Consider the following 13,622-nt stretch of genomic DNA (forward strand, 5'->3'; position numbering starts at 1 on the left):
TTATATAGGGACTCCATAGTATGAGTACCAAAATGATTCATAATAGTCGTTCACAAATTCATTTAAGGGGGAAAAGAAATGGTTCAATTAAATGGCAAAGTAGCAATCGTAACAGGTGGGGCAAAAGGGATTGGAAAAGCGATCACAGTAGCGTTAGCACAAGAGGGCGCAAAAGTTGTTATTAACTATAACAGCAGTAAAGAAGCAGCTGAAAACTTAGTAAATGAACTAGGAAAAGAAGGACATGACGTTTATGCAGTTCAAGCAGATGTTTCTAAAGTAGAAGACGCAAACCGACTTGTGGAAGAAGCAGTGAATCATTTTGGTAAAGTTGATATTCTTGTTAATAATGCTGGTATTACAAGAGATCGTACATTCAAAAAGTTAAATCGTGAAGATTGGGAACGCGTAATTGACGTGAACTTAAGCAGTGTGTTTAATACGACAAGCGCGGTACTTCCATACATAACGGAAGCGGAAGAAGGTAGAATTATTAGCATTTCTTCTATTATTGGTCAAGCGGGTGGATTTGGACAAACAAACTACTCAGCAGCGAAAGCAGGTATGCTAGGATTTACAAAATCATTAGCATTAGAGCTTGCAAAAACAAATGTAACTGTAAACGCTATTTGCCCAGGATTTATTGATACTGAAATGGTAGCAGAAGTGCCAGAAGAAGTACGTCAAAAAATCGTCGCTAAAATCCCGAAAAAACGTTTTGGTCAAGCTGATGAAATTGCAAAAGGTGTAGTATACCTATGCCGTGACGGTGCTTATATCACAGGTCAGCAATTAAACATTAACGGCGGATTATATATGTAATGAAGTAAGAAAAAAGTGCATATCCATAGCAGGAATGCACTTCTTTTTTTAGAAGGAAATTGACCAAAAAGGAGATAGAAAAATGACTACATTCGCAACAGAATGGGAAAAGCAATTAGAGCTATACCCAGAAGAGTACCGAAAAGCATATCGCCGAGTGAAAAGGGCGAGTGAAATTTTATTACGTGAACCAGAGCCACAAGTAGGATTAACGCCGAAAGAGGTTATTTGGACGAAGAATAAGACGAAGCTTTATCGCTACATTCCAAAACAAGAAAAAACACAAAGAGTTCCAATTCTATTAATATATGCTCTTATTAATAAACCATATATTATGGATTTAACTCCTGGAAATAGTTTAGTGGAATATCTAGTGGACCGTGGTTTTGATGTGTATATGCTTGATTGGGGCACATTTGGTTTAGAAGATAGTCATTTGAAATTTGATGATTTTGTGTTTGATTATATTGCAAAAGCAGTGAAAAAAGTAATGCGAACTGCAAAATCGGACGAGATTTCTTTACTTGGTTATTGCATGGGGGGAACGCTAACTTCTATTTATGCGGCACTTCATCCGCACATGCCAATTCGTAACCTAATCTTTATGACAAGTCCTTTTGATTTCTCTGAAACAGGATTATATGGTCCTTTATTAGATGAGAAATACTTCAATCTAGATAAAGCGGTTGATACATTTGGAAATATTCCGCCAGAAATGATTGATTTCGGAAACAAAATGTTAAAACCAATTACGAACTTTGTTGGTCCATATGTTGCTTTAGTAGATCGTTCAGAGAATGAGCGCTTCGTTGAAAGCTGGAGGTTAGTTCAAAAGTGGGTTGGCGATGGCATTCCGTTCCCAGGTGAATCATACAGACAGTGGATTCGTGATTTTTATCAAAACAATAAATTGGTTAAAGGTGAACTCGTTATTCGCGGACAAAAGGTAGACCTTGCAAATATTAAGGCGAATGTCTTAAATATTTCAGGGAAACGTGATCATATCGCCCTGCCGTGCCAAGTAGAAGCGTTGCTAGATCATATTTCTAGCACAGATAAACAATATGTATGTTTACCAACGGGACATATGTCGATTGTTTACGGTGGAACAGCGGTAAAACAAACGTATCCGACGATTGGAGATTGGCTTGACGAGCGCTCTAAGTAAAAATAAAAAGATCCAACTAGCATATGTTAGTTGGATTTTTTTATGTAAAATAACAAAACATAGGAAGGAGAAATTTATATTTTAGGAGTATAATTATGAAGCTTATGATTGGTAAGTTGTTTTGGGATACAGGAGCTTCTATGCCTTGTTATCCATCGTTAGAAAATGATATGATATGTGATGTGCTTGTAGTTGGAAGTGGCGAAGCAGGTGCTCAAATAGCGTATTCGTTAGCGAAAATGGGAATGCGTGTTACACTTATTGAAAAAAATATGATTTCATGTGGCAGCACAGCTGCTAATACAGGGTTATTACAATTTCTTCATGATAAATCGTTAACCTCACTTATCCATACATTTGGCGAAGAAAAAGGGGTGCGAGCATATAAGCTTTGTTACGAAGCGTTACGAACAATGGAGAAAGTTGTACCGACTCTCGATATTGATCCCCAGTTTATTCCGCGAAGTAGTTTATATTATGCAAGTAAAAGTGAAGATGTCTCATTTTTACAAGAAGAATACAAAATGTTACAGAATTATGAGTTTCCAGTTGAGTATTTTACAGCATCTGATATTAAGGAACGGTATCCTTTTACAAGACAAGCGGCATTATATACACATGGTGATGCTGAGGTAAATCCGTATTTATTAGCGCATAGCCTTTTGCATAAAGCAAATCAAATGGGTGCTACTATATATGAACATACAGAGGCCATACATATAAAAAAACGTCAAAATGATTTAATTTGTTATACGAAAACAGGAAATCAAATTGTAGCAAAGAATATTATTATGGCGACGGGTTATGAAGCACTTTTCGGAAAGAAAGAAAAAAATACAACAGTGGAAACATCATATGCAGTTGTGACAAATAAGGTAGATTCATTTGAAGGCTGGCATGAGCAATCATTAATTTGGGAAACAGCAAGGCCTTACTTATATTTTAGGACGTATGAAAATCGTATTATTGTAGGTGGATTGGATGAAGCAATGAAAATTCAAACAATCGGTGATACGAAATTATTGCATAAGCGTGATGTCCTTATTAACATTATAAAAGAGATGTTCCCGCAGTATAAAGATATACAGGCGGAGTACTATTGGGCGGCAGCATTTGGCGGTAGTCATGATGGTCTCCCTATTTTAAAAGAAGATAATAAGATACATAATTTATTTTATGCATTGCCATATGGAGGTAATGGAACTGTGTATGGAATGGTATTTGCTAAAATATTTGAGCAGTTATTTACAAATAAAGAAAGTGAAGATTTTTCTTTATTTAATCGATAGAAAAAAGGTAGCGAAGTGATGGAATGAGAGATATAAAAAAGTTTTTACAAAAATTGCGTCCTGTACAACTCATTGTTTTGTTTTATTTATTAGCAGTAGTTGTATCGGTAATATTACTTAGTTTACCGTTTGTTACAAAGGCTGATGTGAAATGGACATTTATCGATGCCCTCTTTACATCTGTTAGTGCGGTAAGTGTTACGGGACTGTCTGTTGTTACGATTTCAGATACATTTACTACGGCAGGAATTATTATTTTAGCCCTTATTTTACAATTGGGCGGCTTAGGAATTATGGCGCTAGGTACATTCGTTTGGATTATAACAGGAAAAAAGATTGGTTTGCAGAGAAGAAGACTGATTATGGCAGACCATAACCAAGGGAATTTATCAGGTCTTGTAGAATTGATGCGTTCTATTTTAATTGTAATTATTTCAATAGAGCTTATTGGAGCAATATTATTAGGTACAAGATTCTTACTTTACTTTCCAACTTGGCAAGAAGCTTATTTTCACGGTTTTTTTGCAGCTGTTAGTGCAACTACGAACGGCGGATTTGATTTAACAGGACAATCGCTAATTCCGTATAAAAAAGATTACATTGTTCAAATGATTCATATGTTACTTATTATTTTAGGAGCAATCGGCTTCCCTGTATTAATGGAAGTGAAACAATTCCTTAGTAAAAGGAGACAGCAACTATTTCGTTTTTCGTTATTTACAAAATTGACGACAACAACATTTTTTGCGCTCGTGGTCGTTGGAACGATTATGATTTTTTTACTAGAACGAAATCATTTTTTAGCAGGAAAGTCATGGCATGAAACAGTTTTCTATACACTATTCCAATCTGTGACGACGCGAAGCGGTGGACTTGCTACAATGGATATACTTGAATTGTCACAACCGACGCTTTTATTTATGAGTATATTAATGTTTATAGGAGCATCTCCAAGTTCGGTTGGGGGCGGGATACGTACAACAACATTTGCTGTTAGTATATTGTCACTATACACTTTTGCAAGAGGCGGGAGAACGGTTAGAGTCTTCAAACGTCAGCTACATGAAGAGGATGTGCTGAAAGCATCTGTCGTTATGACAATGGGGATTTTATTATGTGCCACAGCACTATTTATTTTATCTATTACGGAAAATGTACCGCTTATGAGTTTAATTGTTGAAGTCTGTTCTGCTTTCGGGACGACAGGCCTATCGACAGGTATTACGCCAGATTTAACAACTGTTGGTAAACTTGTACTCATTGTACTTATGTTTATCGGGCGTGTCGGTATTTTAACATTTATACTAGCTAGTGGTGGAAGAGAACAGCCACCTCGCTATAAATACCCGAAAGAGAGAATTATTATTGGATAGTATGAAACCATTCTACCTATGTTAGGTAGAATGGTTTTTTAGTCGTTAATGCCAAATTGCGGATGCATAAAAGTATCCTTCTTATTATCTCCTTCTTTTTTTAGTAACTCTTGATTTTCTTCTGAAATCCACCCAATATCATTTGTAGGATGGATCCATTCTTCTCCAGCCATAATGGCAGGGTCTACATCATCACTCCAATTGTGAAGTGGACTGTTCTCGGAATCATATTTACTATCCCCGATTACGACGTCATATTGATTTATGAAAGGTTGTTGCATCTTCTTTCCTGTTCCTTTAAAAGATGGGAAATTCATTTGATGCGGGAGCGTTTCATCTAAAATGGGTGACTGGATTTTATCTTTCTTCTTCAAAATAAGAGCTCCTTTTTATTATGATTTCTTCATATGTAGTATTTCCATCTAGCAGTTCTTATGTACTTGTTAACACTTGCCAGTAATAATTATTTTAGCTTGCTTCAAACTAGAGTAGAAAGTGAATTTTTGAGAGCAGGTGAATGTATTGGTAAAAAGAAAAGTGAAACAAAATGCGGCAATCAACAATAATAAAACTCCGAAAGAAAGCTTACCAGATGCAGAATTTGCATTAGAGTATGAAGGAGAAAATAGCGCGAAGTATGCAAATCGTAATTCAAAAAAAGGTAAACAAAAGTGAGGCGTTTTTTACAAACGCCTCACTTTTTTGTGGGATTATAAAGGTTTTTTTAATTATTTGTAAATTTAGTGTTCATTATTAGCAGAAAAATGCGAAAAAACATAGAAGTAGCAACGTATTACACAAAAACAAACAACAAACAAAAGATTAATGTTGGTTTAATACTGCTTTTACACTAGTTGTTTATATTTGAGTTGTACATAAGATTTGTAAAAGGAGAGAGAGACAGTGAAAAAAACAATCTTTAAAGCTGTAGCAACTGGAATGGTATTTTCGTTATTAATGGGGTGTGGTGCAAAGAAAGAAGAAAGTGCTGGGGCAAAAGTAAAAGATGATAAATTATCTGGATCATTAACTGTTTACACAGCAATTGAAGAAGAACTTGTACCAATTTATCTTGATTCTTTTAAAAAGAAATATCCAGATGTGAAGCTGAATATTGTTCGTGATTCAACTGGAGTTATTACAGCGAAATTGCTAGCTGAAGGAAAAAATACACAAGCAGATGTTGTATGGGGAACTGCAGCTTCAAGTCTATTAGCTTTAGATAAAAAAGATATGTTAAAAGGATACTCTCCAAAAGGAGCGGATCGCGTTTTACCGCAATTTAAAGATGATAAACAACCAGAAAAATGGGTAGGAAACACTGCATTTATGACGGGGATTGCTATAAATAAAGAAGAATTAAAGAAGAAAAATTTACCGATGCCAGAATCATACGAAGACTTAACGAAACCAGAGTATAAAGGAACGCTTGTTATGCCACATCCAGCATCTTCTGGAACAGGATTTTTAACAGTTTCTGCATGGTTACAAATTATGGGTGAAGATAAAGGCTGGGATTACATGAAGAAACTTCATGATAATATGGCAACTTATACTCATTCAGGTTCAAAACCAGCGAAATTAGCGGGTGCGGGTGAATATCCAGTTGGTGTATCGATGGTTTATAGTGCTTTGAAAGAGAAACAAAAAGGTGCACCAGTTGAAGTTGTATTGCCAAAAGAAGGATTAGGTTGGGAAGTAGAAGCGAACGCACTTATTAAAAAAGATAATGCAAAAAATGAAAAATTAGCGCAAGCATTTTTAGATTGGGCAATTACTGATGATGTAATGAAGTTATACTTCGAGAAAAATGGATTTGCGACAATTAAAAATGATTATAAACTTCCAGACGGATTCCCTAAAGATGTGACGGAAAAGTTATACAAAAAGAACGACTTTAAGTGGGCAGCAGAAAATCGTGACAAAATTTTAGAAAAATGGGAAAAAGAGTTTGGCCAAAAAGCAGAACCGAAAAAGTAAGTGAGTGGGAGAGAGAAAAAATGAGCGAATATTTATCAATTCAACACATTCAAAAACAGTTTGATGCATTTACAGCGTTAAAAGATATTTCTTTTACTGTGAAAAAAAATGAGTTTGTATGTTTATTAGGCCCAAGTGGTTGTGGGAAAACAACATTGCTTCGAATTTTAGCAGGGCTAGAAGAGGCGACAACAGGTAGTATAGCTGTGAATGGAAAAGATATTACAGCATTACCTCCTGGAAAGAGGAATTTCGGAATGGTGTTTCAATCCTATGCGTTATTTCCGAATTTAACAGCACTTGAAAACATTGAATACGGCTTAAAGACAAAAAAGTATGGAAAAGCAGAAGTAAAAGAGAAGGCGCTATCGGCGTTAGAACTAGTTGATTTACTGAATGTAAAAGATAAATATCCTGCTCAAATGTCTGGTGGACAACAGCAGCGAGTAGCACTTGCACGTGCACTCGCTCTGTCTCCGGATATTTTGTTACTCGATGAGCCGTTATCTGCTTTAGATGCAAAAGTACGTGAAAAGTTACGTAGAGAAATGCGTGATTTGCAAGAAAAAGTAGGAGTGACAACTATTATGGTCACGCATGATCAAGAAGAGGCATTAACGATGGCTGATAAAATTGTTGTAATGAATCATGCGGAAATTATGCAGATTGGCACACCAGAGGAGATTTACCAAAGGCCAGCCAATCCATTTGTGGCAGATTTTATTGGTTCTATTAATTTCTTTTCGAAAAATAACGAAGAACATGCAATTCGTCCGGAACATGTAACAGTCGTACAAAATAATGGTATGAAAACAATTGTAGAAAGCATGGAGTTTCGCGGATCTGTATACCGGACAGAAGTGCGCGTTATAGATGAGGAAACGCATCTATATAATGAGAAAATCGTTGTAGATATATTGGCATCAGAAGTAGAAAAAACAGCTATTAGGAAAGGAAAGCCGATTCAAATCTCTTTCTCAGAAAATCATATGTTGTCATATGGAAAGAAGGTTGTTGTATAGATGGAGATGTTAGAAAATTTAAAGGTAGAAAGTACGAAAAAAAAGATTAAGAGACGTATCGGTAAAGAAGAATGGATACAAAGACTATTAATTATTGGTATGATTCTTGCCTTTTTGATTATGCTTGTATTGCCACTATTACAATTGTTTACACAAGCGTTTTATGATAAAGATGGAGCTTTCATTGGTGTTGCGAATTTCAGTAAATATTTCACAACCCCAACATTAGTTCAATCATTACAAAATACGATATGGATTTCGGGCGTGACAACAATTATTGCAGTGGCACTTGCTTTCGCTTACGCCTATGCAATCGCTCGTACGAATGTATTTGGAAAGCGTGTATTTCAATATGTCGCGTTGTTACCATTATTCGCACCAACGATGATGCATGGTATCGCACTTACATATTTATTTGGTAATCAAGGATTAGTAACGAAAGGGATGTTTGGTTTATTTGAAGGCATACAAATCCCTTTATATGGACCAGTAGGAATTGTAATGGCTGAAGTCATGTATACATTTCCGCAAGCATTTCTTATATTATTAATTGCTTTCCAAGGTTCTGATTATCGTTTATACGAAGCTTCTAATATGTTGGGAGCGAGTAAAACAAAGCAATTTCTCACTGTTACTTTACCTAGTGTAAAGTATGGATTAATTAGTGCGATGTTTGTTGTGTTTACACTTAGTTTTACTGATTTTGGTGCACCAAAAATTGTTGGTGGGCAATATAATGTACTTGCTACTGATGTATACAAACAAGTAATTGGACAACAAAATATGCCGATGGGTGCAACTGTCGGAATGATTTTATTAATCCCAGCTATATTTGCGTTTGCAGTTGATCGTATTACGCAAAGAAAGCAGGCAAATTTCTTATCTTCAAAAGCAGTGCCATATAGAATAACGGCTAATAAGAAAAGAGATGTAGCCTCGTTCATATATTGTAGTGTGATTACATTTATGATTATTCTTTTATTTGTGGCAGTTGGTATTGCGGCAAGTGTGAAAGTATGGCCATATAATATGAGTTTTACATTTGAACATTTTAATTTTTCGAGTTTAACAGGAGATGGACTTGAAGCATTTAAAAATAGTGTAATTGTATCAGCGGTAACAGCAGTTATTGGGGCAATTTTAACATTTATGTTCGCATATGCGATTGAAAAAATAAATCAGCTAAAGTTTTTCCGAAAAACAGGCTATTTTTTCTCAATTGTACCTTTAGCAATCCCAGGTCTAGTACTTGGATTGGGATACGTCTTTTTCTTTAGTCAACCAACGATTCAAATACTTGGATTATCAGTAACGAATCCGTTTCATTCTTTATATGGAACAATCGCTGTGTTAGTACTAGTCAATATCATTCATTTTTATTCTGTAACATTCGTTACGGCAACGACTGCTTTAAAGAAATTAGACCGAGAGTTTGAGCTTGTTTCGCAGTCGATGGGCATTCCGTTTTATAAAACATTCTTTAGAGTAACGGTACCAATGTGCTTACCAGCAATTTTAGAAATGGTCATGTACTATTTTGTAAATTCGATGGTAACTGTGTCAGCGGTTGTATTCTTATACGCAGCTGATTTTAAACTAGCGGCCGTATCAATCGTAAATATGGATGATGCAGGAAATGTAGCGCCAGCAGCTGCAATGAGTGTACTTATTGTTGTTACAAATATTGTAGTAAGAGTTGTATATGAATGGGGAACGAAAGCACTTCGTAACCGAACTTCACAATGGCAAAAAAGATAAAGTGAAACTTTAATCAGTGGGGGGGTTCCTCCCCCACTGATTATTAGTTGAACCAATCGGGCGTTTACGGGCAGTTGATCTCCCACTTAACTTTTTTGCTCCAGCCGAATTTTGAGGGGGAAATCTTACTGCCCGTTAACGCGGGATAAATAAGAAGGGTGATGGATTGTATGAAAATAGAAGCAGTTATTTTTGATTGGGCAGGTACGACAGTTGATTACGGATGTTTTGCACCACTGGAAGTATTTATGGAGATTTTCCATAAACGCGGTGTGGTAATTACAGCAGAAGAAGCTCGTAAACCAATGGGATTATTAAAAATTGATCATGTAAGGGCGCTAACAGAAATGCCTCGTATTGCGAGTGAGTGGAATCGCGTTTTTGGACAATTACCAACAGAAACAGACATTCAGGAGATGTATGAAGAATTTGAAGAGATTCTCTTCACTATTTTACCGCGCTATGCGTCGCCAATTCATGGAGTAAAGGAAGTGATTGCTTCTTTGCGTGAAAGAGGAATTAAAATTGGTTCAACGACTGGTTATACGAGAGAGATGATGGACATTGTAGCAAAAGAAGCAGCGCTACAAGGATATAAACCTGATTTTCTTGTAACACCAGATGATGTTCCTGCTGGGCGTCCATATCCGTGGATGTGCTATAAAAATGCGATGGAACTTGGTGTATACCCGATGAATCATATGATAAAAATTGGAGACACGGTATCAGATATGAAAGAGGGAAGAAATGCTGGTATGTGGACAGTTGGTGTAATTCTTGGTAGTAGCGAACTCGGCTTAAGTGAAGAGGAAGTGGAGAATATGGATCCAGTAGAGCTTCGTGAAAAAATAGAAGTAGTTCGTAATCGCTTTGTTGAAAATGGAGCGCACTTTACGATTGAAACGATGCAAGAACTTGAAACCGTAATGGAACATATTGAGAAACAACAACTTATTATTTCATAAAAGGGGAAGAGGATCATGACTGAAAATCACTACTTATTATTAACGCCAGGACCATTAACGACAACAAAAACAGTAAAAGAAGTTATGCTATACGATTGGTGTACGTGGGATGTTGAATATAACACGATGGTGCAAGATGTAAGAGCTAAACTTGTATCGTTAGCAACGAAGGAAGAAGAGAAATATACGACTGTTCTTATGCAAGGAAGCGGTACGTTTTCAGTTGAAGCAGTAATTGGTTCTGTTATTCCTAAAAATGGAAAGTTGCTTGTTTGTACAAATGGTGCGTACGGTAAGCGAATTGTACAAATGGCAGAGATGTTACATATAGATGTGGTGGTAAGTCAAACAGAAGAGTGGGAGCCTACTAATGTTGTAGAAGTAGAAAAGATATTACAACAAGATAAAGAGATTACACATATTGCAATTGTCCATTGTGAAACAACGACAGGTATTATTAATCCAATTGTAGACGTATGTAATTTAGGGAAGCAATACGGAAAAGTAACACTAGTTGATGCAATGAGTAGTTTTGGTGGTATTGAAATAGATATCGCTGAGTTGCAAATTGACTTTCTAATTAGTAGTGCGAATAAATGTATTCAAGGGGTTCCAGGGTTCGGATTTGTTATTGCAAAGCGCGATGAATTGTTGAAATGTAAAGGGCAGGCACGTTCATTATCTTTAGATTTATACGATCAATGGGAAATGATGGAAAATCAAAATGGAAAATGGCGTTTTACATCACCTACACATGTTGTACACGCTTTTTATCAAGCACTACTTGAATTAGAAAAAGAGGGCGGAGTAAAAGCACGTTACAATCGATATGATAACAATCAAAAACTATTAGTGAATCGAATGAGAGAAATCGGATTTAAGCCACTAGTAGATGAAAAATATCAATCGCCTATTATTACATCTTTCATTTATCCAGAAGAATGGTTTGATTTTGAGCAATTATACAATGAATTAAAGCGTGATGGATTTGTTATATATCCAGGTAAAATTTCAAAAGTAGATACATTCCGCATTGGAAATATCGGTGATGTACATGAGGCAGATATTAATCGCTTAGTTGATAGTATCGCTAAAGGAGTTGTTATAGGTTGAAAGTATTTTGCTTAGGTGGAGCAGGTAAAATTTGTCGTGAAGCAATTTTAGATTTAGTGCAATTTTCATCTTTTGAGACGATTACAGTAGCAGATTTTAACGAAGAAGAGGGGCTTAAAGTAGTAGAATGGCTCAACGATCCTCGCGTTGATTTTGTGAAAGTAGATGTAACGAATCATGAGGATACGGTTGCAAAAATGAAGGGCTATGACATTGTAATGGATGGTACAACAATTAAGTTAAATGGATTATCTACTCGATGTATTGCAGAAGCAGGTTGTCACGGTGTGAATTTAAATGGATTTGGTGAAGAAAATGATTCGCATTCTATATTTGTTCAAAACGGAAAAACATGTTTACCTGGGTTTGGTATGACGCCAGGTGTAACGCAAATGATGGCGATGTATGCGGCAAATCAGTTACATACTGTAGAGTCAGTTCGTGTAAGTCATGGTTCGTATCGTCCCATTGCTTTTTCTGCATCCATTACAGAAACAACGACATATGAATATGATCCACATTTGCCATCGCGTACAGTGTATGAAGATGGTGAGTTTAAGCAAGTGCCTCCGTTTGCGCGTCCAAGAGAAATTGAATTACCGGCGCCTTATGGTAAGACAACGCAGTATATCATACCGCATTCTGAAACGATTACATTAGCAAAAGCATTAGAAAATAAAGGCGTTAAACTAATAGAGACGAGAGGAACTTGGCCAAAGCAAAATATGCAGCTCGTACGTGCATTGTATGATTACGGTATATTGCGTAATGATCAAGTTGAAATAAATGGAAAAGAAATCGGCATAATGGATTGTATTGCGAAGTATTTATTGCAATCGAAAGAAGGACAAGAAACAGAGATTTACGGTTATGCACTTCATGTAGAAGTAATAGGTATGAAAAATAATGAGAAACAAAGACGTGTATTATATCATACACACCCGTTATCTGATGGATCTGTTGTAGGATGGGAAAAATTAAGAGCTTATACGAGAAACGTCGGTATTCCATTTGGGATTGCTACAGAGCTAATCGCAAAAGGGAATGTAAATAAAGTTGGTGTTGTGACACCCGAGGAAGCTTTTGTCAAACCACAAATTATTTTTGATGAACTAAAAAAGCGTGGTATTCATATTCACGAGGAAGTTTTCGTTGAAAAGGAAAGTTATAACTTTGTATAAGTAAGGCAGTGTATGAGGTAGAAATCAATGGGGTGAGGTTATGTCTGTAGTAGGTGAAGAAAGAAAGCGAACCATTCTTGAGAAGGTAGAGTTTAAAGGGAAGGTAAAAGTTTCAGAATTAGCGAGAGAGTTTGCTGTATCAACAGAGACGATTCGTCGTTATTTAGAAGAATTGGATCGTGAAAAGAAGTTGAAGAAAGTGTATGGTGGAGCCGTCCAACTTCCGGGAGCTGGAATAGAGGCACCAATGTTAGAACGAGAGATGCTACATATAGAAGAGAAGAAGCGAATTGGGTATAAAGCAGCAACATTTGTAGAAGATGGAGATGTTATTGCGATTGATGACGGAAGTACACCACTTCAAATGGTACCATATCTTGTACATCGCAAAAATTTAACGATTGTAACAAGTTCATTTCCAGTAGCGACACAATTAATTTCTTCTATTAATAAAAAGATGTTTCACGGTGAAGTTTTATTTATTGGTGGAAAAGTTTCTCCAAAACATTCACGCGTATCAGGATCTATTTCGCAGCAAGTTATCCAGCAATTTCATTTTCATAAAGCATTTGTTTCGATTGATGGATTATTACCTGGTTTTGGAGTTTCTAGTTTTGAATTAGAAAAGGCGAAACTGTCAGAAGCGATGATGAAATTAGCAGAGAAAACATATATTTTATGTGATCATACAAAGGTAGGCGTAAAAGGAAATTACCGAATAGCAGCGTTTTCGCGCATTCAACATGTAATTTGTGATAAGAAAATGCCCTATAGTTTTGAAGAGGAAGTTAAAAGGCATAATATTCAATGGACAATTTGTTAAATACGTAGAACTCCCACCTGATTGTGAGGTGGGAGTTCTACTGCCTGCAAATAGCGGGATAAAAGTTTTGTATTTATGCAAAAAAAGTGGACACATTTTCTCATCTCTTTCATATAATTTACCAATAC

At 36.2% G+C, this 13,622-nt stretch carries 13 protein-coding genes; 12 read left to right on the plus strand and 1 reads right to left on the minus strand.

Annotated elements, in window-relative coordinates; all coding sequences use genetic code 11:
* Positions 1-78: 78 nt before the first annotated feature.
* The 4 genes from MKY00_RS07155 (at position 79) to MKY00_RS07170 (ending at position 4,652) form a co-directional block, all read left to right on the plus strand.
* Positions 79-822: an acetoacetyl-CoA reductase gene (locus tag MKY00_RS07155; RefSeq protein WP_000250412.1), complete on the plus strand. Its 744-nt coding sequence runs from the start codon at positions 79-81 to the stop codon at positions 820-822.
* Positions 823-904: 82 nt separating this feature from the next.
* Positions 905-1,990 (plus strand): class III poly(R)-hydroxyalkanoic acid synthase subunit PhaC, encoded by a 1,086-nt coding sequence (gene phaC, locus MKY00_RS07160; RefSeq protein ID WP_000206335.1) that lies wholly within the window; start codon positions 905-907, stop codon positions 1,988-1,990.
* A 95-nt stretch (positions 1,991-2,085) separates the two neighbouring features.
* Positions 2,086-3,279, plus strand: a complete 1,194-nt coding sequence (locus MKY00_RS07165) for an NAD(P)/FAD-dependent oxidoreductase (protein ID WP_074585546.1) — start codon at positions 2,086-2,088, stop codon at positions 3,277-3,279.
* Positions 3,280-3,302: 23 nt separating this feature from the next.
* Positions 3,303-4,652 (plus strand): TrkH family potassium uptake protein, encoded by a 1,350-nt coding sequence (locus MKY00_RS07170; RefSeq protein ID WP_001204696.1) that lies wholly within the window; start codon positions 3,303-3,305, stop codon positions 4,650-4,652.
* 38 nt (positions 4,653-4,690) lie between these two features.
* Here MKY00_RS07170 and MKY00_RS07175 read toward each other — a convergent pair whose 3' ends face one another.
* Positions 4,691-5,026, minus strand: coding sequence for a DUF3905 domain-containing protein (locus MKY00_RS07175; protein WP_000725962.1), 336 nt, complete (start codon positions 5,024-5,026; stop codon positions 4,691-4,693).
* A 148-nt stretch (positions 5,027-5,174) separates the two neighbouring features.
* Between MKY00_RS07175 and MKY00_RS07180 the strand changes: the two genes are divergently transcribed.
* From MKY00_RS07180 to MKY00_RS07215, 8 genes are all read left to right on the plus strand, one after another.
* A complete protein-coding gene (locus tag MKY00_RS07180; protein WP_000240799.1) occupies positions 5,175-5,327 on the plus strand; it encodes a hypothetical protein in 153 nt (50 codons plus the stop codon).
* Between the two features lie 228 nt (positions 5,328-5,555).
* Positions 5,556-6,632 (plus strand): putative 2-aminoethylphosphonate ABC transporter substrate-binding protein, encoded by a 1,077-nt coding sequence (locus tag MKY00_RS07185; protein WP_000750887.1) that lies wholly within the window; start codon positions 5,556-5,558, stop codon positions 6,630-6,632.
* 20 nt (positions 6,633-6,652) lie between these two features.
* Positions 6,653-7,654: a putative 2-aminoethylphosphonate ABC transporter ATP-binding protein gene (locus MKY00_RS07190; protein ID WP_000006185.1), complete on the plus strand. Its 1,002-nt coding sequence runs from the start codon at positions 6,653-6,655 to the stop codon at positions 7,652-7,654.
* The gene (locus MKY00_RS07195; RefSeq protein WP_000425511.1) at positions 7,655-9,412 is read left to right on the plus strand and encodes a putative 2-aminoethylphosphonate ABC transporter permease subunit; all 1,758 of its coding nucleotides are present in this window, start codon (positions 7,655-7,657) and stop codon (positions 9,410-9,412) included.
* Positions 9,413-9,582: 170 nt separating this feature from the next.
* Complete coding sequence (gene phnX, locus MKY00_RS07200) at positions 9,583-10,377, plus strand: phosphonoacetaldehyde hydrolase (RefSeq protein ID WP_000687378.1); 795 nt, start codon at positions 9,583-9,585, stop codon at positions 10,375-10,377.
* Between the two features lie 15 nt (positions 10,378-10,392).
* Positions 10,393-11,490 carry a 2-aminoethylphosphonate--pyruvate transaminase gene (phnW, locus tag MKY00_RS07205; RefSeq protein WP_016716943.1) on the plus strand — a complete coding sequence of 366 codons (1,098 nt, stop codon included), beginning with the start codon at positions 10,393-10,395 and terminating at the stop codon, positions 11,488-11,490.
* Positions 11,487-12,671 carry a saccharopine dehydrogenase family protein gene (locus MKY00_RS07210; RefSeq protein ID WP_000862150.1) on the plus strand — a complete coding sequence of 395 codons (1,185 nt, stop codon included), beginning with the start codon at positions 11,487-11,489 and terminating at the stop codon, positions 12,669-12,671. Before phnW ends, MKY00_RS07210 begins: the two co-directional genes overlap by 4 nt.
* Positions 12,672-12,711: 40 nt before the next feature.
* Positions 12,712-13,494: a DeoR/GlpR family DNA-binding transcription regulator gene (locus tag MKY00_RS07215; protein WP_000117662.1), complete on the plus strand. Its 783-nt coding sequence runs from the start codon at positions 12,712-12,714 to the stop codon at positions 13,492-13,494.
* Positions 13,495-13,622 lie beyond the last annotated feature (128 nt).

Origin of the sequence: Bacillus sp. FSL R9-9834 (assembly GCF_038006905.1) — a bacterium.
Lineage (GTDB): Bacteria > Bacillota > Bacilli > Bacillales > Bacillaceae_G > Bacillus_A > Bacillus_A pacificus.